Source organism: Pseudomonas bubulae (genome assembly GCF_900618535.1).
GTDB classification, from domain to species: domain Bacteria; phylum Pseudomonadota; class Gammaproteobacteria; order Pseudomonadales; family Pseudomonadaceae; genus Aquipseudomonas; species Aquipseudomonas bubulae.
The window spans coordinates 527,437-551,420 of the sequence record NZ_UYJA01000005.1 but is presented as its reverse complement, the minus strand read 5'-3'; the positions used below and the strand labels follow the sequence as shown (position 1 = coordinate 551,420).

23 protein-coding genes are annotated in these 23,984 nt (G+C 58.4%); 14 read left to right on the top strand and 9 right to left on the bottom strand.

Features of this window, described 5'->3' with window-relative positions; translation table 11 throughout:
* Positions 1-8 precede the first annotated feature (8 nt).
* From PPTH39_RS19840 to rsd, 4 genes are all read left to right on the top strand, one after another.
* Positions 9-1,136: a uroporphyrinogen-III C-methyltransferase gene (locus PPTH39_RS19840; RefSeq protein ID WP_095000674.1), complete on the top strand. Its 1,128-nt coding sequence runs from the start codon at positions 9-11 to the stop codon at positions 1,134-1,136.
* Positions 1,133-2,374, top strand: a complete 1,242-nt coding sequence (locus PPTH39_RS19835; protein ID WP_095000675.1) for a heme biosynthesis protein HemY — start codon at positions 1,133-1,135, stop codon at positions 2,372-2,374. The genes PPTH39_RS19840 and PPTH39_RS19835 overlap by 4 nt, the downstream gene beginning before the upstream one ends.
* Positions 2,375-2,594: 220 nt before the next feature.
* The gene (locus PPTH39_RS19830) at positions 2,595-3,122 is read left to right on the top strand and encodes a disulfide bond formation protein B (RefSeq protein WP_095017808.1); all 528 of its coding nucleotides are present in this window, start codon (positions 2,595-2,597) and stop codon (positions 3,120-3,122) included.
* A gap of 190 nt (positions 3,123-3,312) precedes the next feature.
* The gene (gene rsd, locus PPTH39_RS19825) at positions 3,313-3,783 is read left to right on the top strand and encodes a sigma D regulator (protein WP_095017807.1); all 471 of its coding nucleotides are present in this window, start codon (positions 3,313-3,315) and stop codon (positions 3,781-3,783) included.
* A gap of 59 nt (positions 3,784-3,842) precedes the next feature.
* Here rsd and PPTH39_RS19820 read toward each other — a convergent pair whose 3' ends face one another.
* A complete protein-coding gene (locus tag PPTH39_RS19820; RefSeq protein WP_130872338.1) occupies positions 3,843-4,508 on the bottom strand; it encodes an FKBP-type peptidyl-prolyl cis-trans isomerase in 666 nt (221 codons plus the stop codon).
* A 248-nt stretch (positions 4,509-4,756) separates the two neighbouring features.
* On the opposite strand from PPTH39_RS19820, the gene PPTH39_RS19810 reads away from it, so the two are divergent.
* On the top strand, positions 4,757-5,641 hold the full coding sequence (locus PPTH39_RS19810) for an AlgP family protein (RefSeq protein WP_130872337.1): 885 nt from the start codon (positions 4,757-4,759) through the stop codon (positions 5,639-5,641).
* Here the strand turns inward: PPTH39_RS19810 and PPTH39_RS19805 are convergent.
* Positions 5,638-6,102, bottom strand: coding sequence for a TIGR02444 family protein (locus PPTH39_RS19805; protein WP_095000681.1), 465 nt, complete (start codon positions 6,100-6,102; stop codon positions 5,638-5,640). The two genes, PPTH39_RS19810 and PPTH39_RS19805, sit on opposite strands and share 4 nt — an antisense overlap.
* 50 nt (positions 6,103-6,152) lie before the next feature.
* On the opposite strand from PPTH39_RS19805, the gene PPTH39_RS19800 reads away from it, so the two are divergent.
* From PPTH39_RS19800 to PPTH39_RS19780, 5 genes are all read left to right on the top strand, one after another.
* The gene (locus tag PPTH39_RS19800) at positions 6,153-8,063 is read left to right on the top strand and encodes an ATP-binding cassette domain-containing protein (protein WP_130872336.1); all 1,911 of its coding nucleotides are present in this window, start codon (positions 6,153-6,155) and stop codon (positions 8,061-8,063) included.
* Positions 8,063-8,620, top strand: a complete 558-nt coding sequence (locus PPTH39_RS19795; RefSeq protein WP_095000683.1) for a mechanosensitive ion channel family protein — start codon at positions 8,063-8,065, stop codon at positions 8,618-8,620. Before PPTH39_RS19800 ends, PPTH39_RS19795 begins: the two co-directional genes overlap by 1 nt.
* A 100-nt stretch (positions 8,621-8,720) precedes the next feature.
* A complete protein-coding gene (locus tag PPTH39_RS19790) occupies positions 8,721-9,353 on the top strand; it encodes a LysE family transporter (RefSeq protein ID WP_095000684.1) in 633 nt (210 codons plus the stop codon).
* Between the two features lie 121 nt (positions 9,354-9,474).
* Positions 9,475-10,164, top strand: a complete 690-nt coding sequence (locus tag PPTH39_RS19785) for a cysteine hydrolase family protein (protein ID WP_232527664.1) — start codon at positions 9,475-9,477, stop codon at positions 10,162-10,164.
* 10 nt (positions 10,165-10,174) lie between these two features.
* Complete coding sequence (locus tag PPTH39_RS19780) at positions 10,175-11,059, top strand: LysR family transcriptional regulator (RefSeq protein WP_095000685.1); 885 nt, start codon at positions 10,175-10,177, stop codon at positions 11,057-11,059.
* Between the two features lie 38 nt (positions 11,060-11,097).
* Here PPTH39_RS19780 and PPTH39_RS19775 read toward each other — a convergent pair whose 3' ends face one another.
* From PPTH39_RS19775 to PPTH39_RS19760, 4 genes are read right to left on the bottom strand one after another with little or no spacing between them, the layout of a single operon-like run.
* The gene (locus tag PPTH39_RS19775; RefSeq protein WP_095024230.1) at positions 11,098-11,844 is read right to left on the bottom strand and encodes a penicillin-binding protein activator LpoB; all 747 of its coding nucleotides are present in this window, start codon (positions 11,842-11,844) and stop codon (positions 11,098-11,100) included.
* Between the two features lie 3 nt (positions 11,845-11,847).
* Positions 11,848-12,435 (bottom strand): penicillin-binding protein activator LpoB, encoded by a 588-nt coding sequence (gene lpoB / locus PPTH39_RS19770; protein ID WP_095000687.1) that lies wholly within the window; start codon positions 12,433-12,435, stop codon positions 11,848-11,850.
* Positions 12,436-12,470: 35 nt separating this feature from the next.
* Positions 12,471-12,842 carry a YcfL family putative periplasmic lipoprotein gene (locus PPTH39_RS19765; RefSeq protein WP_095000688.1) on the bottom strand — a complete coding sequence of 124 codons (372 nt, stop codon included), beginning with the start codon at positions 12,840-12,842 and terminating at the stop codon, positions 12,471-12,473.
* Between the two features lie 10 nt (positions 12,843-12,852).
* Positions 12,853-14,250 (bottom strand): COG3014 family protein, encoded by a 1,398-nt coding sequence (locus tag PPTH39_RS19760; protein WP_232527663.1) that lies wholly within the window; start codon positions 14,248-14,250, stop codon positions 12,853-12,855.
* A gap of 372 nt (positions 14,251-14,622) precedes the next feature.
* Here PPTH39_RS19760 and PPTH39_RS19755 point away from each other — a divergent pair, with 372 nt between their 5' ends.
* Both PPTH39_RS19755 and PPTH39_RS19750 read left to right on the top strand, forming a co-directional pair.
* On the top strand, positions 14,623-16,521 hold the full coding sequence (locus PPTH39_RS19755) for a cytochrome c/FTR1 family iron permease (RefSeq protein ID WP_130872335.1): 1,899 nt from the start codon (positions 14,623-14,625) through the stop codon (positions 16,519-16,521).
* Between the two features lie 53 nt (positions 16,522-16,574).
* Positions 16,575-17,027, top strand: coding sequence for a YaiI/YqxD family protein (locus PPTH39_RS19750; protein ID WP_016783011.1), 453 nt, complete (start codon positions 16,575-16,577; stop codon positions 17,025-17,027).
* On the opposite strand, the gene elbB is transcribed toward PPTH39_RS19750, so the two are convergent.
* Positions 17,028-17,693, bottom strand: a complete 666-nt coding sequence (elbB, locus tag PPTH39_RS19745) for an isoprenoid biosynthesis glyoxalase ElbB (protein WP_095000691.1) — start codon at positions 17,691-17,693, stop codon at positions 17,028-17,030.
* A gap of 108 nt (positions 17,694-17,801) precedes the next feature.
* Between elbB and PPTH39_RS19740 the strand changes: the two genes are divergently transcribed.
* Positions 17,802-19,040: a sterol desaturase family protein gene (locus PPTH39_RS19740; protein ID WP_130872334.1), complete on the top strand. Its 1,239-nt coding sequence runs from the start codon at positions 17,802-17,804 to the stop codon at positions 19,038-19,040.
* Here the strand turns inward: PPTH39_RS19740 and PPTH39_RS19735 are convergent.
* Positions 19,018-19,638 (bottom strand): DedA family protein, encoded by a 621-nt coding sequence (locus PPTH39_RS19735; protein WP_086799407.1) that lies wholly within the window; start codon positions 19,636-19,638, stop codon positions 19,018-19,020. The genes PPTH39_RS19740 and PPTH39_RS19735 overlap by 23 nt on opposite strands.
* Before the next feature lie 454 nt (positions 19,639-20,092).
* Here PPTH39_RS19735 and ppk1 point away from each other — a divergent pair, with 454 nt between their 5' ends.
* Complete coding sequence (gene ppk1 / locus PPTH39_RS19730; RefSeq protein WP_095000693.1) at positions 20,093-22,330, top strand: polyphosphate kinase 1; 2,238 nt, start codon at positions 20,093-20,095, stop codon at positions 22,328-22,330.
* Between the two features lie 61 nt (positions 22,331-22,391).
* Here the strand turns inward: ppk1 and ppx are convergent, their stop codons facing one another.
* Entirely contained in the window at positions 22,392-23,894 is a 1,503-nt protein-coding gene (gene ppx, locus PPTH39_RS19725; protein ID WP_095000694.1) for an exopolyphosphatase, read from the bottom strand.
* Positions 23,895-23,984 lie beyond the last annotated feature (90 nt).

Below are 23,984 nucleotides of genomic sequence, written 5' to 3'. Positions count from 1 at the left end.
ATGGATTCGTGAGCGAAACAGTCTTGTCCAAAGAACACGTGCAGCCCGCGCCAGAAGCGCCGGCTAAAAAAACCGAACCTGCACCACAGGGTCGAGGCAATGGCCTGGCGGTTTTCGCCCTGTTGCTCGGCGCCGCCGGTGTTGCTGTCGGCGGCTGGGGGGTATGGCAGGTGCGTCAACTGCAAGCTGCCACCGCAGAGCAGTTGAGCGACGTACCGGCCCTGGCCGCGCAAACGCTTTCGATCAAGCAGGGCGAGCAGAAGCTGCTGGCGCGGCTCAACCAACTGCCTTCGGCCAGTGAACTGGATAATCAGCGCCAATTGGTCGTGCAGCTGCAAGGCGATCAGCAGCGCCTGAACCAGCGCCTGGAAACCGTGCTGGGCGAAAGCCGCAAAGACTGGCGCCTGGCCGAGGCCGAGCACTTGTTGCGTCTTGCCACCTTGCGCTTGTCGGCCCTGCAAGACGTCACCAGCGCCCAGGCACTGGTACAGGGCGCGGACGCGATTTTGCGCGAGCAGAACGATCCGGGTTCATTCGCCGCTCGTGAGCAACTGGCCAAAAGCCTGACTGCATTGCGCAGTGTTGAGCAACCGGACCGCACCGGACTGTTTTTGCAGTTGGCGGCCTTGCGTGATCAAGTGGCGCAACTCAGTGCGCTGGCCCCGGCCTATCAGAACCAGGGTGACTCGCTGGCCAGCCTCACCGCTGATGGCGATGGCGCGAGCCGTTGGTCCCGGTGGTGGGAGGAGATCTCGCACTACATCCGCATCGACTTCAATGCCGACAAAAATGTGCGCCCCCTGTTGGCTGGCCAAAGCCTGACCCAGGTTCGCCTGGCCTTGAGCCTGGCGCTGGAGCAAGCCCAGTGGGCGGCGCTCAATGGCCAGGAGTCGGTTTACACCCAGGCCCTGGCGCAGGCGCAAGATGTGCTCAAGGGCAACTTCAATGCGGATAACCCGCAGAGCAAAAAAATCCTCGAGCAAGTGATTGAACTCGGCAAGCAGCCGGTTACGGTAAAAACCCCGGACCTTGCGGCTGCCTTGAGCGCGGTACAGGCCTACCTTGAGCGTCGGCATGTGCGTGCGCAAGAGCCGGTCAAAGCGGCTGCCAGCCCGGCGCAGGAGGCACTTCCATGAAGCGCTTCTACGTGATTGTGTTCTTGTTGATTGCAGCTGCGGCCTGCATCGGCCTGGCAATTGCTGAAGATGCGGGCTATGTGCTGATCGCCTATAAAAATTTCCGTTACGAATCCAGTGTCTGGGCAACGCTCGCGCTGCTGGCCGTCCTGTGGCTGCTGGTGTGGGGAGTCAAGCTGCTGGTGGAGCTGGTGACGGCTTCTACAGGGCTGGTCAACCCGTGGTCGCGGCGCAACCGCAGCCGTCGAGTGCAGATCGCCATCGAGCAAGGCCAGATGGACCTTGCCGAGGGCCGCTGGGCCAGCGCACAGAAGCATCTGGCCCGTGCCGCCGAAGCCGAGCCGCAGCCATTGCTCTACTACCTGGGGGCTGCACGAGCGGCCAACGAGCAGGGGCACTACGAAGAAAGCGACAACCTGCTGGAGCGAGCGCTGGAACGCCAGCCTCAGGCCGAACTGGCCATTGCCCTGAGCCATGCCCAGTTGCAGGTGGACCGTGCTGACACCGAGGGCGCGCTGGTGACCTTGCAGGCCATGCATGAGCGCCATCCACACAATGTTCAGGTGTTGCGCCAGCTGCAGCGTCTGCACCAGCAGCGTGGCGACTGGACGGCGTTGATTCGCCTGTTGCCAGAGCTGCGCAAGGACAAGGTATTGCCGCCCAAGGAGCTGGCCGAGCTGGAACGACGGGCCTGGGGGCAGAATCTGAGCCTGGCGGCCCAGCGTGAAAGCGAAGGCGAGGCCGGGTTGCAGTCACTTCAACGCGCCTGGCAACAGCTTACCTCGGCCCAGCGCCAGGAGCCCGCGCTCGTGCTGGCCTATGCCGAGCAATTGCGCCAGCTGGGCGCGCAAACTGAAGCCGAAGAAGTCTTGCGCGGGGCGCTCAAGCGCAGTTATGACAGCCATCTTGTGCGCCTCTATGGCCTGCTGCGCGGCAGTGACCCGGTGAAGCAGTTGCAGGCCGCTGAAGGCTGGCTCAAGAGCCATCCCGGCGATGCCAGCCTGCTGTTGACCCTGGGTCGCCTGTGCCTGCAAAACAGCTTGTGGGGCAAAGCGCGGGATTACCTTGAAAGCAGCCTCAAGGTGGAGCGCAACCCCGAAACCTGTGCCGAGCTGGCACGACTGCTGGCCCAGTTGGGAGATACGGGGCGCAGTAATCAGCTTTTTCAGGAAGGGCTGAATTTGCTGGATGAGCGTTTGCTCGCATCCCCCTTGCCAGTCACTGCCACGACCCTGTGAAGAGGCCAGCCTGGCGTGTGTTTCGGCACACGTGGGGCTGCCTGCAGTATTGAGCGAGCGAGGGGCAATCTGCCTTTTCCTACATGATTTGTTCTAAAGGCTTAGTGTTTCTGTTGGGGTTTCCTTGGTTTCTTCGAGAACTATCCGCTTAGGGTCACCTTGAAAGGGCTAATGGCTTTCATCTACCGTAACCAACTGTCTCTTTTGTCATGGAAAAGCCATGTTCTTGGCAGCTTCACGTTTTATTTTCTTTTTAGCCTTTGTAGTAGGCGCCTTGGTAATGGGCGGCACTTTTTATCTCGAGTACGGGCCCGGGCTCAAGCCTTGTTCGCTATGTCAGGTTCAGCGTTTTTTCTTGCTGGATTTCTGCCTCGTCAACCTGGTGGCTTTTGCCCATGGCCCCAAAGGTTTTGGCATGTTGTGTTACTCCCTTGCCTCCATGTTGTTCGCGCTGGGTGGCGCGGCGAGTGCCTTGAGGCAGGTATGGCTGCAAGAGCTGGCGCCAGATCAACTGATGCTCTGTCAGCCAGAGCTGGCCTGCATCTGGCGCGACATGTCGCCGAGTGAAATCATTTCGATGATTTATCGTGGCAGTGAGGACTGCACACATATTCACTGGACCATCTTTGACTTGAGCATTCCCGAGTTGAGCTTGCTGGCCTTTATCGGGCTGCTTGTTCTTGCCATCTTTCAGATCAGTCGCTCGATTGCCAGGGACAAATTACCCCGTGACTGCGACGTGAAGTAGCACTTGGGATTAAACACTTGTATGAATTTTCTCTCGTGGGTACCTTGAAGCAGTTGGCAAGCGGGCATAATCTGGCCCGCACGTATCACGGAGTTATGCCGCCCAATGCCCGTGCAATCGTGCAGGTTTTGGTTCACACAGGCCTGGCTGATGTCGGGTGGCATGGGCCCACAAGGGAAGAGAGATCATCATGCTCGAAAGATGCGAGAGTGCTCAGGAACGATTCAACGGCGTCCACCAACTGGTAGACCGCTGGTTGCTTGAGCGCCGTAAACTTGTGAAGGCTTATGCGGCTCTGCTGGAGCAGCAAAACAATCCCAAACGCGGGCCTCAAAAAGAGTTTTGCCAGCTGCTGGTCGATTATGTGTCCGCAGGCCATTTCGAGATTTACGAGCAGCTGAATCAGGAGGCCAAGGCCTTCAATGACGAGCGCGGGCTTGCCCTGGCAGAGACCATCTACCCGCGTATCAACGTGATTACCGAGGCCGCCCTGGCTTTCAACGATCATTGTGATGGTAAGGCCCATCGCCCTGACTGTGACAAGCTGGCAGAAGAGATCAAGGTTTTGGGCGCTCTGCTTGATGAGCGTTTTGAGCTTGAAGACTGCTTGATCGAAGTGCTGCACAGCGCGCACAAGCAGAAAGAAGCCGCTCAGGCTTAAGCAACAATCCATTTAAAAAACGGTGCGCAATGGCGCGCCGTTTTTTATTTCCGGGACGGTTACTTTCGGGTAGCGAACAGTTCGATTTCAAACACCAGTGGTGTATTGGGGGCAATCAGATCCCCGGCCCCCTGGGTGCCGTAAGCTTGGCTTGAAGGTATCGCCAGCCGCCATTTCGCACCCACCGGCATCTGTACCAATGCACTGCGCCAGCCGGCGATTACGCTGCCCAGGCGAAACCATTGTGGTTGGGTGCTATGGTCGAACACGGTGCCATCGGGCAGTAGGCCCACATAGCTCACATACACCGAATCCTGTGGGCCGGGCTTGGCGCCTTTGCCGGGTTTTAGTTCGGTCAGGATGATGCCGTCGGCCAGTTGGCGAGCCTGGGGTTGCTGTTTTTCGACCAGCAAAAAAACTTCTTCAGCGCTCAGGGCGGCGTTGATGCCTGACGAGGCCTGCCCGGGATCTGTTTGAGCCTGATGCTGCGCCAGAATCTGGCCGATGCGCTCATCCGTCAGGGCCAGCGGTTTGCCTTGGTAGGCGGTGTGCAGGCCCTCGATCAGTGCCTGGATTTGAAGCTCGGGGACTTCCTGGCGCAAGCGTTCGCCCAGGCTGGCGCCCATGCTGTAGGCCAGATCGCGGGCGTCGTCGGGGGAGGGAGAGGGGGCTGCGTCAGCCACAGGCGCAAGGCACAACAACATCCAAAACATGTAACGCGGCATGGGGGTTCTCCGGCGTGATGTGCGAGCGATTATGCCAGCGCCCGAGCGGCGCCGATGTTTTAATTCGAAGGGGCTAAAAGACGTTTGGGCACTCTTTGAATTTAGCTGGCTTGGCCGTTAAAGATTGATCCAGCACAAGTTTTTCGACGTCATGCAACGTGCAGCTATCCTTAGTGTCAACATGCCCTAGCGGCGGTAGTTGCAGAGGTCTAGTATGAGCCGCACTCACTTCAGCCAGGAGGTAAACCATGTCGGCCAATAAGAAGCCCGTAAATACGCCGTTGCACTTGCTCCAACAGCTCTCAGGCAGTCTGCTTGAGCATTTGGAAAACGCTTGCTCCCAAGCGTTGGCTGATGCTGAGAAACTGCTCGCCAAGCTTGAAAAGCAGCGCGGTAAAGCGCAGGAAAAACTGCACAAGTCACGTGCAAAACTGCAAGACGCCGCCAACGCCGGAAAATCCAAGGCTCAGGCCAAGGCCAAGTCTGGGGTCAAAGAGCTCGAGCAACTGCTCGACTCACTCAAAGACCGTCAAAGCGAAACGCGCACTTATATTCTGCAACTCAAACGTGATGCTCAAGAAAGCCTGAAGTTGGCCCAAGGTATCGGTCGAGTCAAAGAGGCTGTTGGCAAGGCTTTGTCGAGTCGCGATGCCAAGCCTGCAGCGGCAGCGAAAAAACCGGCTGCCAAAGGGGTTGCCAAGGCTCCGGCCAAAGCACCGGCCAAAGCAGCTGCCAAGCCTGCCGGCAAAGTAGCGGCGGCTAAGCCTGCGACCAAGCCAGTTGCTGCAAAAACCGTAGCGGCCAAGCCGGCAGTGTCCAAAACGGCTGCGGCAAAACCGACCGCCAAACCCGCAGCGGCCAAACCAGTACCAGCAAAAGCCCCGGTAAAAGCGGCGGCCAAACCTGCAGCTAAACCTGCAGCTAAACCTGCAGCGGCCAAGCCTGCGGCAAAACCCGCAGCGGCTAAACCTGCAGCAGCCAAGCCTGCCGCAAGAAGGCCAGCAGCTGCCAAACCGGCCGCGGCTCCGGCCAAGCCCGCCGTGACGTCCGCCGCCGCGGCACCCGCTACAACCCCGGCGTCAACTCCGGTAACCGCTACAAACTCGGCTACGACCCCAGCCAGCGCTTCTTAAGCGCGATTGATTGCGACGCGCAGCGTATGCAGCGCGTCGCAATCAGGGTGACCGGCATCGACCGTCATCTTCTGCAGCCAGGCGCAGGTATCCTGCGATTGCGTTTTCGACCAGCCCTGAGTCACGGATTCCAGGCGCCGCAACAACATCCGTTCGGCCTCCAGCTCCAATGCCTTGACCTGCACGCGCAGCGTCGCCAGTGCATCGTCGTGCGCGGCTGCTTCGCGCCAGCGTGTTCGCAGTTGTCGCAACGGCTGAACCACTTCGTGCTGCCAGGGTCCGGCACAGGCATTCAGTTGCCCAAGGCGCGCCTTGTCGAAGGCCACGCCGCGCTCCTCAAGCCAGGCTGCACACAGCAGCACACACACATCCACACCCTGGTCCTGCAATTGCAGGCAGGCCTGCTCCACCCCAGGTCGGGCATAGAGGTTCAAACAGTAATTCCACAGGTCAGTCTGCATAGTGCAATTCGCGCCAGTTGAGAGGGAAGCTGGTAGACTCCGCCGCCATTATGATCCGACTTCAGAACCTGACTTTACAGCGTGGCCCGCAACGTCTGCTAGAAGACGCCGAGCTGACCCTGCACGCCGGCCACAAAGCCGGTCTGGTCGGCGCCAATGGCGCCGGTAAATCCACTTTGTTCGCCTTGCTGCTGGGTGAGTTGACGCCTGATTCCGGGGATTGTCTGCTCCCGGCCGACTGGCGGATCGCCCATATGCGCCAGGAAATCGACACCCTCGACCGCATTGCGATCGACTATGTGCTCGATGGCGACCAGCGATTGCGCCAGGTGCAGGCCGATCTGGCCAGGGCCGAAGCTGACGAGGACGGTGCTGCGCAAGCGCGCCTGCACTCCGAGCTGGACAGCGCCGACGGCTACACCGCCGATGCACGGGCGCGCAAAATGCTCGCCGGACTGGGCTTTACCAACGAACAGATGGATCGCCCGGTTGCCGATTTTTCCGGTGGCTGGCGGATGCGCCTGAACCTGGCTCAGGCCCTGATGTGCCCGTCGGATCTTTTGTTGCTCGATGAACCGACCAACCACCTGGATCTCGACGCCATTCTCTGGCTTGAAGACTTCCTCAAGAATTACCCTGGCACCTTGCTGCTGATCTCTCACGATCGGGACTTCCTGGATGCCGTGGTCGACAACATTGCCCACGTCGATCAGCGCAAAATCACCCTGTATCGCGGTGGTTACAGCGCATTTGAGCGTGCCCGTGCCGAACGTCTGGCCCAGCAGCAACAGGCCTACGAAAAGCAACAGGCGCAACGTGCGCACATGGAAAGCTATATCGCCCGCTTCAAGGCCCAGGCCACCAAGGCCCGTCAGGCGCAGAGCCGGATCAAGGCCCTTGAGCGTATGGAAGAGCTGAGCGCGGCCCATGTGGATTCGCCGTTCGACTTCGTGTTCCGCGAAGCGGTCAAGCTCTCCAGCCCGTTGCTCGACTTGTCCGATGCGCGCCTGGGTTATGGCGACAAAACCATCCTCGAGAAGGTCAAGCTGCAACTGGTTCCGGGCGCCCGTATTGGCTTGCTCGGGCCAAACGGCGCGGGTAAGTCGACCCTGATCAAAAACCTCGCAGGCGAGTTGGAGCCACTGTCGGGTCGGTTGGCCCGTGGCGAGAATCTGGTGGTTGGCTATTTTGCCCAACATCAGCTCGACTCACTGGATTCCAAGGCCAGCCCGTTGCTGCATATGCAGCGTCTGGCGCCGATCGAGCGCGAACAGACCCTGCGCGACTTCCTCGGTGGTTTCGACTTCCGGGGTGCGCGGATCGACGAGCCGGTACTGAACTTCTCCGGTGGCGAAAAAGCCCGTCTGGCGCTGGCGTTGATAGCCTGGGGCCGCCCGAATCTGTTGCTGCTCGACGAACCGACCAACCACCTCGATCTGGAAATGCGTCTGGCGCTGACCATGGCTCTGCAAGAGTTCAGCGGCGCGGTGCTGGTGGTGTCCCACGATCGCCATCTGCTCAAGAGCACTACGGATGAGTTCCTGCTGGTTGCCGATGGCAAGGTTCAGGAGTTTGACGGCGACCTCGAAGACTACGCGCGCTGGCTGGCCGACTACCGTTTGCGCAATGCGCCGGTCAGCACCACGCTGGTCAACCCTGACAAGACCGATAAAAAGGCTCAACGTCAGGCCGCTGCAGCGTTGCGTCAGCAGCTGGCACCGCATAAACGCGAAGCTGACAAGCTTGAGAGCGAGCTGGGCAAGGTCAACGAAAAGCTGGCGAAAATCGAAACCAGCCTGGGCGACAGTGCCGTTTACGAAGCTGCGCGCAAAGATGAATTGCGTGATCTGCTGGCGGAACAGGCCAAGCTCAAAGTGCTCGAAAGCCAGCTGGAAGAGCGGTGGATGGAAGCGCTGGAATTGCTTGAGTCCATGCAAGCAGAACTGGAAGCCCTGTCCTGATGGAAGCCCTGCACTTGCCAGTGCCCGCCGAACTGATCGCACCGCTGTGGATCGGTGTGCAGATTTTGCTGATTCTGTTGGCGGGTTACTTCTCCCAACGTGTCGTGGCGCGCTTCCTGACGCGGCTGGGCGAGCGTTATCCGTTCCCGCCACAGCTGATGATGCCGCTGCGCGGCGGCTTGCGCTGGTTCATCATGGGCAGCGCAGTGATCGTCGTGCTGGAGCGTCTGGGGGTTTCGGCCACCGTGTTGTGGACGGCGCTGTCGGGCTTTGTGGCGGTGGCGGCGATTGCCTTCTTCGCCATGTGGAGCGTGCTTTCCAATCTGCTGTGTGCAGTGTTGATCTTTACTGTGGGGCCGTTTCGCATTGGCGACGTGGTGGAGTTGCTCGACACGCTGGACAAGCCCGGCGTCAAAGGTCGTGTGGTGGCCATCAATCTGCTTTACACCACGCTGATCGAGCCCGCTGAATCGGGCAGTGGTAGCAGCATGGTGCAAGTCCCCAACAGTCTGTTCTTCCAGCGCTCGGTACGCCGCTGGCGAGAAAGCGACCTGTAACGCTCCCGCAGAGTCAAAACTACCCTCAGAAATTTGTGGTCAATTTTCAACCAACGCATTAGCTTAAGGGACTTGTTACAGATCTTGTCCGAGGTGTGCGATGTCGTTGGAAACGTGGTTGGCCTTTTTTGCTGCCTGTTGGGTGATCAGCCTGTCCCCCGGCGCTGGCGCGATTGCTTCGATGTCGTGCGGTCTGCAGTATGGTTTCTGGCGCGGTTACTGGAATGCCCTGGGCCTGCAACTGGGCCTGGCGTTGCAAATCGCCATTGTCGCAGCCGGTGTCGGCGCCATCCTTGCAGCCTCGTCTACCGCTTTCTATGCCATCAAATGGTTCGGCGTGGCTTACCTTGTTTACCTCGCCGTCAAACAGTGGCGTGCCCTGCCGGCTGATCTGAGCGATGACGCCGCCGTGCGTCCCATCGGCAAGCCGCTGGCTCTCGTATTTCGCGGCTTTCTGGTCAACGTCAGCAACCCCAAGGCGCTGGTGTTCATGCTCGCGGTGCTGCCGCAGTTCGTAAACCCGGCAGCGCCGCTGGTGTCCCAATACCTGACGTTGGGCGTGACCATGATCTGCGTCGACCTGATCGTCATGGCCGGTTACACAGGGTTGGCGTCCAAGGTCCTGCGTCTGCTGCGTACGCCGCAACAACAGCGCCGGATGAACCGCACCTTTGCCGGTCTGTTTGTTGGCGCGGCGGGTTTTCTGGCGACGTTGCATCGCGCTACAAACTGAAATCTGTGCAAAAAGCGCATAAGTCATATGCGCGCCCTGGCGTTGTTGCGAGGTATCGGTCTTTTTAGACTTTTACCCTCCGTTGCATCATTCCAAACCAGAGGTTCATATGACTTTTACAATGCCCAAACTACTGTCCTCATTGCTCGCCTGTCTGAGTCTGGCGGCAACTTCAGCCATCGCGGCTGAGCCTGCCGTCAATCCCAACCCCACTATCCGTGCCATGTCTGGCGCTGTTCCGATTGATCGTCTTGACCCGGCCTCTACGGCTTTACTGGTGATTGATTTTCAGCAGGAGTACTTCACCGGCCGGTTGCCGATCCCGGACGGCCAGAAGGCACTCAACAAGGCTCGCGAGCTTATTGCATTCGCGGACAAGGCCAGGATTCCGGTTTATCAGATTCAGCATATCGCCCCGGCGGGCTCAGCGGTTTTTGCGCTGGACGGCGAAGGTGTGAAATTCCACCCGCAGATGCTGCCTCGCGCGGGTGATACGGTGTTGCAAAAAACCACCGTGAGCGTTTTTGGCAGCACTGAACTGGACCGCCTGCTGAAGGAAAAAGGCATCAAGACGGTAATTATTGCCGGCCTGATGACCCATGCCTGCGTGGCCGGCGGCGCTCGGGACGCTGCGCCGCTGGGGTACCAGGTCGTGGTAGCATCTGATGCTTCCGCTACCCGCAGTATTACCCGGGCAGACGGCTCGAGCATTGATGCAAATAGCCTGCACCGCGCAGCCCTGGCTTCAGTCGAAGACACCTTTGGCGACGTCATGACTACGGCGCAGATCGTTAAATTGCCTCTAAAGTGAAGCTCAATCGATGAATCAGTTGCTGGCCATGCGGGCGTTTTGCTGCATCGTCGAGAATCGTGGATTTTCGGCAGCAGCCGAGCAATGGGAAACCACGTCTTCGACATTGTCCCGGCATTTACAGCATCTGGAGGCACAACTCGGTGTGCGGTTGATCAACCGCACAACCCGGCACTTGAGCCTGACTGAGGCAGGGGAGCGCTATCACGCGGCCTGCCTCGACATTTTGCAGCGGCTCGACCAAGCGGCGTTGGCTGTTGCCGACGATGGCAGCGAACCGTCAGGGACTCTGCGTATCAGCGTGCCTTTGGTGATCGGGACGCTGGAGTTGGGCAATTGGTTGCCCGGGTTCCAGCAACGCTACCCCAAGATCCGGGTAGACCTGTCCTGCGAGGACCGTTTTGTTGATCTGGTGGCTGAGCGCTTCGACCTTGCACTGCGCATCAGCGGCCCCCTGGAAGACTCCTCGCTGGTGGCCAAGAAACTGACCGTATCCGATCTGATTCTGGTGGCTGCACCCGGTTATGTCAGTCGCCAAGGCTTGCCACGCCAGGTCGACGAGCTGGCTACCCATCAGTTACTCGGTTTTACGGGGAGCAATGAGTGGCGGTTGAATTCGGCGCGGGCTGATACCGTGGTGGTGGCGCTCAACGGACGTTTCAAAACCGACACCATTACCTCCCTCCACAGCGCCGCGTTGGCCGGTCTGGGCATTGCCGCGTTCACACGGGCGACGGTGCAACAGAACTTGCAAAGCGGCCAGTTGGTACAGATTCTTCCCGACTACAACGCAGGCCAGCGTCATTACTTTGCCCTCTATCCGCACGCCCGCCTTCTGGCCCCCAAAGTGCGTGTTTTTGTCGAGTTCATGGCTCAGCATTACACGTCGGTCTGATCTCAGCTGTTGAGCGACAACTGGCTTGTGCTCAGGGCTCAGCGCAGAATCACCGCAGCTTCATCCTCGGGTAGTCTGTTGAGTGGTGCTGGCGCGCTCTTTGGCGGCTGAGGTGCAATGCCTGTCAGTTGCTCTTGTAGTTGCCGTACCACGTCCTCGCCAAGGGTTGCGGCTACGTCGCGTATAACCTGGGGCCGGTTAAGGGACACTCTGAGATCGTGGCGGTTTGTCAGTTTGATGTCCTCCCCTTTACCCATGGCAGTGAATGCTGAGGTGACCTCAAGGGTACGGGTGTTGATCAGGCTGAAGTCAGCAACCAGCGTCAACCCCAGTATCGCCGAATAACTCCTGGTATTGGCCAGTGCGTTGAGGTCCCGGGTGAAATCAATGTCAGACACCGTGCCAAACAGAACGTAGTCGGCGCCTTTGAAATGACCGGCCTTTATGCGCTTGATGACGTCATAAACATCCGTTTTGTCGCTGGCTTTGTAAGGCGTGGCCTGCACCAGTCGGAACAACCCGGATTTGAGAATCTTTCCTTTGATATCGCCACTGAAATTGCGCAACTCGTTTTGCTGGATGTAGCTGTTGCGGTTCTCGTACGTTTGGTAGCTCGCCGAGCCATTGGCGTTGTACGGGCCGGACTGAAAACGGTTACGTGCAGTGGTTGACTGGACGTATTGCTGTACGCGGGTCTCATAAGCCAGGTCGGTCACGGCTATTTTGGGGGCAGCTTGAACTTCCCAGATACAGAGCAGGCTGATAACGCATATCCAGATACGCATCGCTTAGCGCTCCGTTGTTTTGCGGATTTCTTTTTCGTCCATCCATTCCGCCAGGCCGCTTTCGAGATCGACCAGTTGCAGGTTGAATGTGTAGAAAACATCTTTGAAGTCCTTGCTGCGCTTCACAATCGAGGTGATGGAGCCTTCGAGGCGGTATTTGGCTGCGATCATGTTGCCGGTCTTGCTGATCGTCGTTTTTTTGTACAGGCCGCTTTGGTTTTGCAACTGAAGTTGGTCGACCTGGCTTTGCATGTCGGTGTTGTCGCTCGCAAAACGAACGGTGCCAGTTTTCATCAGTTGGGTTTTTATCGACGTGGTTATCTGGCGGGTATCGATGTACTCGCTGGTTTTGTTTTTCACATCGTAGACCTGTACCACCGGCCTTCCCTGAAGAATGCCGGACTGAGCAAGGGAACGTGTCATGCTTTCGGCGATCATCTGCAGGTCAGTCGAGCCAAACTCATTGGTGATCAGTTCCACAGCCTTGGTGTCGCCATAAGTTATGTTTTTGCCGCCGATGACTGGCGAAGTGTTGGAACACCCGCTGATCAGAATCAGCATAAGGGCGAGTAATGAAGTGCGTGCAAGCATGGAATAGCTCTCCAGGTGTGACAAAGGCTACAGGCTCAGGGGGTTTTCACTTCCAGGCGGAAATCCCTGGCTTGAGGCACTGGTGCAATAGCAGGAATAAAAGTGTTTTGTTTGGCGTACAGGGTGATGGTTTTCCAGCCTTCTTCATTGGCAACGGGAAAACCGTCCTTGCCCAGCCAGGTAAATCGGTAATAAACCATTCGGTTGTGGCGGCTGGTGTTGGTCATCTGGGCGTTTACGGTCATGAAGCCATTTACACGCGCTACGCGGATCGCTCCGGCAGAGATATGTTTGAACTTGCCCATGACCGTAATCTTGCTTGCTGCACTGTTGGGTTGTGGAGGTGACGGTGTGGCGCAGCCGATCAGTAAAAACAGCGCCAGAGCGCCCGAGAGCAAATATCGCATCGTGGGTTCCTCAGGGTTTTTGTCGGCTTATGAAAGCCAGCGGGGGGGTGACGGGTGTAGTACTGCCAGCGGCGGCATGGTGGAAAACGCGATTACCGATCGTGCGTATTGTGATGACCTGATAGCCGCGTTCGGCCCTTAAGCGTATCGGCGTACTGCCCGGGATGTCGGGCAGACTAATTTGATGCTCACCACGGTTGAGGCGTAAACGCACCACATATGTGTTGTCTGCCAGGGTGCGCCAGGTGCGCGTATCCGCGTCTTCCAGAACAGTCGAAGCAACTCCCAGAAGCAGGCCGGCCAGCGGGTTATCGTCATTGAGTTGTTTTTGTGCGACGCCTCGAGTGACAGCCCGCGCGCTGCTACGCAGGAGGATCCACGGCAGTTCATCGCGCAGGGCGCGACGCGACATGGTCGTGGTGGTGTTAAGCAAGGTGAGGGGATGAAGCTGGCCGTTGACGACGACATGGGTGAGGGGCCTATTGGGGGTGTAAGGCCTGATCACCGGAAATGACAGCGGCGTAATGACGAGGTTGTTGCTGATGGTTAATGGCAGTGGGAGACGTATTGAGTCGCGCGCCGGTGCAAAGCCATTTTGCAGCACTATCAGAACTTCGCTTTCATCGCTGCGGACCTCCGGTTTGTCCAGGTTCAGCAGGTTTTGCTCGATCAGAGGTGTGTTGGGGCGCAGTTCTGCGGCCTTTCGATAGCCTGGTGCGGCAAGGCTTCGTTCTCCCAAAGCCTCATAAACAAAGCCCGCCAAATAATGACTAAAGGCGCTCTGATAACTATTTTTCAGCTCCAGTACGTCGGGTGCATCAAGACTTTCCAGCGGGTAGCCACGCAGATCCTTGAGCCGGGCCCGTACTCCCCTGCGTTCTGCTTCCTGCTCACGTTTCAAGTATTCCTTGTCCCGAAGTTCAGTGATCAGGGCTTCGCGTTCATGGGTTTTTTTGATTTCCGTGCGGGCACCTTCGAAATCGTTAAGGTTCAACAGATTCAGAGCCATTTGCGTACTCAACCAGACTTTCTCGTAGTCATGGCCTTCATAGCGGCGGACTTTGTCGTTGACCAGAAAACTGGAGAACTGTGCGAGGTACCTGGCGGTATCGAGCCTGACCGACTCCTCCCAGGCATATATCAATTTGTCAGCGTTGCGCCATGCCTTCTGGCTTGCAGCAAGGTCGCCCTTTGCGCGCAATAACTCGCCTTTTTCCAGGTAGTAGAGAAGGTCTTTGTTCTGGCTGCTGTTGTTTTGTTCGAGCAGGACCAGTGCGCCATCGACATTGCCAGCCGACAACTGCTGGTTGGTGGCTTGCAGTTCGCTGTCATAACTACGAAATACCGAGCATCCAGTCAGTAAGGTGAGCACGCTCAAAATGAGAGCGTTAAGGGCGCGAGCGGTCATGGGTATGAGTGTCCCCGGGCGTATAAACCATAAATACTTGTCGATACCGCAGAGACCGGGCCCGAGTACGGGTGATCAGTTGTGGTGAAGGATCGGTATTTTTAGCAGCGTCGGCGGAGGGGAAATAGCCTTAATCAGGGCGTGATGGCTGTGTTTAATCACTTTGGGAAATTGCCTACATTTGTGGCGATAGTTAACCCACAAGCACTTGCAATAAAGGGGCGATCAATCTCCAAGGCTCGCTATGTTTAGCCAGTTCAATCGCAGAATTGCAATTCGCTGATTTACGGCGCGATCGCATACGAGGGCCTTGAGTCGGCGGCCAGTAACGGTAAACAATATGTTACTTCTCATTTCCATCCGGATTGATCGATGACCTCCCGCTCGCGTTTTTTGGCATGGCTATTGTTGCCCGTGCTCGCGTTGTGCAGCCTTGTTGCCTCTGCCAACACCCCGGAAGGCGCCTCACAAGCGCTGCACCTGATTGACTACATTGGTGCTGACTATCCGCCCACAGTTGAAAACGGCAAGGTTATTGATGAGACCGAATACCGCGAGCAACTCGAGTTTCTGGCCGTGCTCAAAGGCCTGCTCGCGGACTTGCCGCAACGCCCTGAGCGTGAGGAGCTGCTGCAAGGCGTGAGCGCCCTTCAAAGCGCCATCGAACAGCGTGTAGACGGCACCGCCGTTGCGCATGAAGCACGTCAGTTGGGTGCCAAACTGGCGGTGGCCTACGAGGTCAGCCAGGCCCCCGCCATTACCCCTGACCCTACCCGTGGCGCACCCTTGTATGCCCAGCATTGCTCGGTGTGCCACGGTGAAACCGGCGCCGGTGACGGCCCTGCCAGTGTCGGTATGACGCCGCCGCCTGCGAACCTGCGTGACGCGCAGCGCCTGGACCGGCTGAGCCTCTACGCGATCTATAACACCCTTGGCCTGGGGGTTGAAGGCACCGATATGCCTTCGTTTTCTGATCAGCTGGACGAGCGTCAGCGCTGGGACCTGGCCACCTACATCGCCGGGCTGAGTGCCGACCCGAGTGCCAGCAAGGCAGACAAAACCTACAACCTGGCGGACCTTGCCCGTCAAACCCCGAATGAAGTGCTGGCGGCTGAAGGCCCCGAGGCGACCGCAACGTTCCGTGCCCAGCGGGCGCAGCCGCCGCAAGTCAAACGCGGCCCGGCGCAGCTGCTCGACTACACCAGCGCCACCCTGGATAAAAGCCTTGCGGCTTACCGCACCGGTGACCGTGAGCAAGCCTACGACCTGTCGGTGGCGGCTTATCTGGAAGGTTTTGAACTCGTTGAAAGCTCGCTGGATAACGTTGACGCCAATGTGCGCAAAAACACTGAAAAAGCCCTGATGGCCTATCGGCAATCGCTGCAGGACGGCTTGCCGATCGAGCAGGTCGAGCAGCGACTGGAGGCTGCCAAAGTCTTGCTCAAGGAATCTGCCGGGCTGTTGGGCAGCGATGGCCTGAGCTGGACTTTGAGCTATATCTCCGGCCTGCTGATTTTGCTGCGTGAAGGCCTGGAAGCAATTCTGGTGCTGGCCGCGATTCTGGCTTTCCTGCGCAATACCGGCCAGCAATCGGCGGTGCGCAGTGTCAACGTCGGCTGGGGTCTGGCCCTGGTGGCCGGGCTGGCGACCTGGGCGCTGGCGGCCTATGTGATTGACGTCAGCGGTGCCCAGCGTGAACTGCTGGAAGGTTGTACTGCGCTGTTCGCCAGCGTCATGGTGCTGTGGCTGGGGGTATGGATGCACGACCGTCGTCACGCCGCCGCGTGGCAGGATTACATCAAAAGCAGCCTGGTCAGCGGTGGCGGTCGTTTTGGCTTCGCGATACTGGCGTTCTTTTCGGTGTACCGCGAACTGTTCGAAGTGATCCTGTTCTACGAAACCCTGTGGCTGCAAGCCGGCCCGGCGGGCCACAACGCGGTACTGGCGGGCGGCGCCACGGCACTGGTCTTGCTGATGGGCCTGGCGTGGATCATCCTGCGTGGCTCGGCCAAATTGCCATTGGCGCTGTTTTTCAGCATCAACGCGGCTTTGCTCTGCGCCCTGTCGGTGGTATTCGCCGGGCATGGCGTGAAAGCGCTGCAAGAGGCGGGCATCTTTGGCACGCGGCCTGTCGCGTTCTTCGACTTCGACTGGCTGGGTATTCATGCAGATGCGTACTCGCTGAGTGCGCAGGCCGTAGCCATTTTGGCAATTATCGTGTTGTACGGCCGAAGCAAACTGGCGGAAAAGCGTCGGGTGCAGGCTTCTTAAATCCTTATACACCTCCCCTCAGTGGGAGCGGCAACACTCAGGAGTAATTCTCTATGCGTGTCTGGATCGACGCAGACGCCTGCCCCAAGGCGGCAAAGGATCAGGTCATCAAGTTCGCTCTCAAGCGTCAGTTTGAGGTGGTGCTGGTGGCAGGGCAGAGCCAGATCAAACCGACCTACGCCCTGGTCAAACTGATTGTGGTGCCCAGCGGCCCGGATGCGGCGGATGATTATCTGGTGGAGCACGCCGTGCCCGGCGAACTGGTGATTTGCAGCGATGTGCCGTTGGCCGACCGGCTGGTCAAAAAGGGCGTTGCCGCGCTGGACCCGCGCGGCAAGGAGTTTGACCCGCAAAACATGGGCGAGCGCCTGGCGGTGCGTAATCTGTTTACCGATCTGCGCGAGCAAGGCCAGGTCAGCGGCGGGCAGGGTGCCTATGGCGAACGCGACAAGCAGGCGTTCGCCAATGCCCTGGACCGTATCCTGACCCGGCTGGCACGGGGTTGATCAGTTTTTTTGCGTCAGCTCAAGCACGCGGTCAACCATCTTGTTGATCCCTGACGCTGCTTCGCTGATGGATTTGGCGAGCATATAGGCCGGGGTGCTGACCAGCTTGCGGGCCTTGTCCTCGACAATTTCCGACACTTCACACTCTTGGTGGGTGCCGCCCATTTTGGTGACGGCCGCAGCGGTGTCTGCGTCGGTGCCGATGGTGCAGATCACGCCTGGGCCATAAATCTTGGCGGCAATGGCAGGTGAGATGCACATCAGGCCAATCGGTTTGCCAGCTTCGGCAAAGGCTTCGGCCAGGCTCAGCACATCAGCCTGAACCGAGCACGCAGCACCATCGGTGGCAAAGCTGGAGAGGTTTTTGGCGGCACCAAACCCGCCCGGTATGATCAGGGCGTCAAAATCCTCGACCTTGGCCTCACGAATATCCTTGATCTCGCCCCGGGCAATCCGCGCTGACTCCACCAGTACGTTGCGTGACTCGGGCATTGGCTCGCCGGTCAGGTGGTTGATGACATGCAGTTGTGCAATGTCGGGGGCAAAGCACTGTACTTTGGCGCCGCGCTGGTCCAGGCGTAGCAGGGTGATCACGCTTTCGTGGATCTCGGCGCCGTCATAGACGCCGCAGCCGGAAAGAATCACGGCAACTTTTTTAGTGGTCATGTCGATCTCCTTGTTCATGGCATTAATGTCGCCTGATTTGGCGCTTGATGCCATAGGGTTTCGCAGCAAGTGCGCCTACGCTTGATGGAATACCGCTCGGGGTGTGCCATGAAGCTGATTCTGTATGCCGTACCGTTTTTCTTTGTGCTGATTGCTGTCGAGCTGCTGGCCGACCGCTGGCGCGCAATGCACACCTATCGCCTGGCTGACACTATCAGCAGCCTGAGCGCCGGTGTGCTGTCGACCACCACCGGTTTGCTGACCAAAGGCGTGGGGCTGATCACCTACGGGCTGGCACTGAAATATCTGGCGCTGCTGCAATTGCCCGAAGACAGCCTGTGGGTGTGGCTGTTTGCGTTTGTCTTCTACGATTTTTGCTACTACTGGCACCACCGCTTGGGACATGAGCGCAACGTGCTCTGGGCCGCGCATTCGGTGCATCATCAGAGCGAAGACTACAACCTGTCCACCGCCCTGCGCCAAACCAGCACCGGGTTTGTGCTTGGTTGGGTCTTTTACCTGCCAATGGCGGTGCTGGGTGTGCCGCTGCCGGTATTTGTCACCGTGGCCACCGTCAACCTGCTCTATCAGTTCTGGGTCCATACCCGCCATGTGCCCAAGCTGGGCTGGTTCGAGTGGTTGTTTGTGACACCTTCCAATCATCGGGCTCACCATGCGCAGAATGCTCTGTATATGGATCGCAATTACGGTGGAGTGTTCATTGTCTGGGACCGTTTGTTCGGCACTTTTCAGGAAGAAGACGACGCCGAACCGGTGATTTTCGGCGTGACCACGCCGCTGCAAAGCTGGAATCCGCTGTGGGCCAACTGGCAGTTCTATGGCCAGTTGCTGGCTGATGCGCAGCGCACCGAGCGCTGGCGGGACAAGCTGCGGATATGGTTTATGCCCACGGGCTGGCGTCCGGCGGATGTAGCGGCGAAGTACCCGATAAACAAGCCGGACCTGAGCCGGTTTGTAAAATTCGAGGTGCCACTGGCACGGCGCCAACAGGTGTATATCGCGGCGCAATTTGCAGTTTATCTGGCGCTGGGCAGTTATTTGCTGAATCTGGGCGAGACGTTGTCGCCCCAGGCGCTGATGCTGGGCTGGGGGTATATGGCGTTGGGGCTGTTTGTGCTGGGGGCAGGTCTGGAGAACCGGCCCTGGGCGCTGAAACTTGAGTGGCTGCGCCTGGCGCTCAACCTGCCACTGGTCTGGCTGGCCCCTGTGGCCGGTCTGTGGCCGGCCAGCGCATTGGGCTGGGTCGGCCTGTCCAGTTACACCCTGTTGAGCGTGATGGGGCTCTACGTGTGCAGAAACCGTATCACTCGGCTGGCGGGTTGCTGACTTCGGCGTTGCTCTTGTTTTTCTCTTCAAGAGCGGTCTGTCTGGCCAGGCGTGCATTCTTGAAGCGGCGGCGGGCCCACAGGCACAGGCCGATCAGGAGCAAGGCACCGAGCACCCACAGCTCATATTTCTTGACGTTGCCCAGCAAGCCTTCGAGCACGGCGCCAAAGTGATAGGCGGCGGTAGCCAGGGCAATGGCCCAGATAGCCGCACCAATACCGTTGAGCAGCAAATAGCGGCCCGGAGGGTAGCCTGACAGGCCGATTGCCACGGGCATGACGGTACGCAGGCCGTAGACGAAGCGGAAACTCAGGACCCAGATATCCGGGTGCCTGCGAATGTGCTCCAGCGCCTTGTCGCCCATAAGTTGCCAGCGCGGTTTGCGCGCCAACAGTTTGCGGCCGTGCTTGCGCCCCAGGAAGTACCACAGCTGATCTCCGGCATAACTGCCGAGGAATGCCACGATCATGACCAGTTTGAGGTCCATGTATCCGCGGAACGCCAAGAAGCCTGCGAGAACCAGAATGGTCTCACCTTCAAAGAACGTCCCTAGAAACAGGGCGAAGTAGCCGAATTCTTGAAGAAATTGTTGGAGCATTGTCTGGATGCTGGCGAAATGAACGCGCAGCCTACGCCTTAAGGGACGTTCGGGAAAGTATCGAAATGTGACTTTGCGTTAACAAGTCCTACAAATCATGTGTATTTGACCTACATCATTAGCGTTGTCATCTAGTGTTCATGGCGAAGCGTTATAACCATGCGCGCAGGTGATTATTGCTTCGAACCTGTGGGAGCTGGCATGACTGCGATGGGGTTGACTCAGTCAATCTGAAACTCTGCGGTGTTTGAATCGCGAGCAAACCCGCTCCCGCAGTGTCTGCGTCGGTTGCCCAGGAAACAATTTCGACAAATCGGCCTCTAACCAGTCTCTGGCCCGCATAAAGCGCCCGGGAGCGGTTTAAACCCACAGGCGTTGATGGCATTCTGACAACTTGACTGCTGGTGTCGCTTAACTGTTACGAGAGTCAAACCCGCTCTTACAGGAACATTCAATGAATACCGAAGGACTTGCTGAAATCGTTGCCACTGAAGCTCAGCCGATTGTTGAGCCAGTCCCTGAAACCCCGCCTGAACAGCAAGCCCATGCGCCTGCTGCGGCCGAGTCGCACGCGGCGGTGCATCCGGCGATTGCCGTTCCTGGCCTTGATGACAGCAGCCTGTACATCCATCGTGAGTTGTCGCAATTACAGTTCAACATTCGCGTATTGGAACAAGCGCTGGATGAGTCCTATCCGCTGCTTGAACGCTTGAAGTTTCTGCTGATTTTCTCCAGCAACCTGGATGAGTTTTTCGAAATTCGTGTCGCAGGCCTGAAAAAACAAATCACCTTCGCCCGTGAGCAGGCCGGTGCCGATGGCTTGCAGCCGCATCAGGCGCTGGCCCGCATCAGCGAACTGGTCCACGGCCATGTGGATCGCCAGTACGCGATCCTCAACGACATTCTGTTGCCCGAGCTTGAAAAGCATCAGGTGCGCTTTATCCGTCGCCGGCACTGGAACACCAAGATCAAGGCGTGGGTACGCAAGTTCTTCCGCGACGAAATCGCGCCGATCATCACACCGATTGGCCTGGACCCGACGCACCCGTTCCCGTTGCTGGTGAACAAGAGCCTGAACTTTATCGTCGAGCTGGAAGGCATCGATGCCTTTGGTCGTGATTCAGGCCTGGCGATCATCCCGGCACCGCGTCTGTTGCCACGCGTGATCAAATTGCCTGAAGACGTGGGTGGGGCAGGCGACAACTATGTGTTCCTGTCGTCGATGATTCACGCCCACGCCGATGACCTGTTTCAAGGCATGAAGGTGAAAGGCTGCTACCAGTTCCGCCTGACCCGTAACGCCGATCTGGCGGTTGATACCGAAGATGTTGAAGACCTGGCCCGTGCGCTGCGTGGCGAGTTGTTCTCGCGTCGATACGGCGATGCCGTACGCCTGGAAGTGGCCGACACATGCCCCAAGCATCTGTCCGACTACCTGCTCAAGCAGTTCAGCCTGCATGAGACCGAGTTGTATCAGGTCAATGGTCCGGTCAACCTGACACGCCTTTTCAGCATCACCAGCCTCGACAGCCACCCTGAGCTGCAATACACGCCGTTTACCCCGGCGATTCCCAAGCTGTTGCAGAACAGCGAGAACATTTTTAGCGTGGTCAGCAAACAGGACATCTTGCTGCTGCACCCGTTTGAGTCGTTTACTCCGGTCGTCGACTTGCTTCGCCAGGCTGCCAAGGATCCGCATGTGCTGGCCGTACGCCAGACCCTGTACCGCAGCGGCGCCAACTCGGAAATCGTTGATGCGCTGGTTGATGCGGCGCGTAACGGTAAAGAAGTGACCGCGGTGATCGAGTTGCGTGCGCGCTTTGACGAAGAGTCCAACCTGCAACTGGCCAGTCGCCTGCAAGCTGCCGGTGCGGTGGTGATCTATGGCGTAGTCGGTTTCAAGACCCACGCCAAGATGATGCTGATTCTGCGCCGTGAGGCGGGGGAGATCGTGCGTTACGCGCATCTGGGTACCGGCAACTACCACGCCGGCAACGCCAAGCTTTACACCGACTACAGCTTGCTGACCTCCGACGACGCGCTGTGTGAAGACGTCGGCAAGTTGTTCAGCCAGTTGATCGGTATGGGCAAGACGCTGCGCATGAAAAAACTGCTGCATGCGCCTTTCACTTTGAAAAAGGGCATGCTGGACATGATTGCCCGCGAGACCCAGTTCGCTGTTGAAGGCAAACCGGCGCATATCATCGCCAAGTTCAACTCGCTGACCGATCCGAAAATCATCCGTGCGCTGTACAAGGCCAGTCAGTCCGGCGTGCGTATTGATCTGGTGGTACGCGGGATGTGCTGCCTGCGTCCCGGGATTGCCGGCGTTTCGCACAATATTCATGTGCGTTCGATCATCGGTCGCTTCCTGGAGCACACACGGGTGTTCTACTTCCTCAATGGCGGCGAGGAGCAGATGTTCCTGTCGAGTGCCGATTGGATGGAGCGCAATCTCGATAAGCGTGTTGAGACGTGCTTCCCGGTCGAGGGTAAAAAGCTGATTCTGCGGGTCAAGAAGGAGCTTGAGTGCTATCTGACGGACAACACCCACAGCTGGAGCCTTCAGTCGGACGGGCGGTATATCCGCAATACGCCAACGGGCAACCAGAACCCGCGCAGTGCGCAAGCCACGCTGCTTGAGCGTCTGAGCCTGCCGGTACTGGCCGTGAGTACCGGGCCATCGGTATAACGCTGTAACGACTGTGGGAGCGAGCCTGCTCGCTCCCACAGTTGGTTTGAGTTGTGCCCGGTCAGGAAACCGTCAGCACAATTCCGACCCGGGTCAGCCATTGCGCTTCTTGTTCGAAGTCAGCCTGGGTCAGCGGGTTCTGTTCCAGCCAGCCGTCGGGGAAGATGACGTCCAGGTGATCGCCCTCGGCGCGCAGCTTCACCTGCGAGGCTTCCTGGTTGCCACGGATGTGGTAGAACAGGATCGCAAAGCGCAACAGCACGCACAGGCGAATCAGCTTGATGCCGTCTTCGCCAAATTCGGCGAACTTGTCTTTAGGAATGTTGCGACGATGGCCGCGCACCAGCAGCGCGAGCATTTGCTGGTCTTCGCGTGAGAAACCAGCCAGGTCGGAGTGCTCTATCAAGTAGGCGCCGTGCTTGTGGTAATGATAGTGGGCAATGTCCAGCCCGACTTCATGCACCTTGGCCGCCCAGCTCAGCAGTTCACGCCATACACCGTCCTTGAGGCCCCACGACTTGGCCACTTGATCGAAGGCGCGCAGCGCCTTGCGTTCAACCCGTGCCGCTTGCTCGCGATCGACATGGTAACGGTCCATCAGCGAGCTGAGGGTGCGCTCACGCACGTCTTCGTGGTGATGGCGGCCCAGAAGGTCGTACAGCACGCCTTCGCGCAGGGCGCCGTCACAGTGATCCATACGTTGCAGTTCAAGGGCGTCGAAGATTGCTTCAAGAATCGCCAGCCCGGCCGGGAAGATGGCGCGACGGTCGGGCTTGATGCCTTCGAAGTCGATCTTGTCCGCGTCGCCCAGCTTGAACAGCTTGCGCTTGAGCCAGGACAGGCCTTCGGCGTTTACTTCGCCGTTACCATGACCGCCCGCCTTGAGCGCCAGGCCAATGGCCCGAATGGTACCCGAAGAGCCGATGGCCTCATCCCAGGTCAGGCGGTGCAGGGCGTGCTCGATGCTCATGATTTCCAGGCGCGCAGCCGTGTAGGCCTGGGCGTAGCGTGCCGGGGTGATCTTGCCGTCGCGGAAATAGCGCTGGGTAAAGCTGACGCAGCCCATTTGCAGGCTTTCGCGTAGCAGGGGCTCAAAACGCTGGCCAATGATGAACTCGGTACTGCCGCCGCCGATGTCGGCCACCAGGCGTTTGCCCGGCGTGTCGGCGAGGGTGTGGGACACACCCAGGTAGATCAGGCGCGCTTCTTCACGACCGGAAATCACTTCAACGGTGTGACCCAGGATCTCTTCGGCACGCACGATAAACTCGTTGCGGTTGCGCGCCTCGCGCAATGCGTTGGTTCCCACAATACGCACGGCACCCAACGGCATACCGTTGATCAGTTGGGCGAAACGCTTGAGGCAATCGAGCCCGCGCTGCATGGATTCTTCGCTGAGCTTGCGTTCTTCGTCGATGCCGGCAGCTAACTGCACCTTGTCACCAAGACGCTCAAGTATGCGGATTTCGCCGTTCTGGGCCTTGGCCACCACCATGTGAAAGCTGTTAGAACCCAGATCAATGGCGGCGATCAGGGACGGATTCCTTGCTTGGGATTGGGGCATGGTTGAGGGGTCTCGGTCGATAACCCGGCCATCGTGCCACGATCAAAGGCTCGCGCCAACGCGTGATATCACCTGCCTTGATGTGGAGCA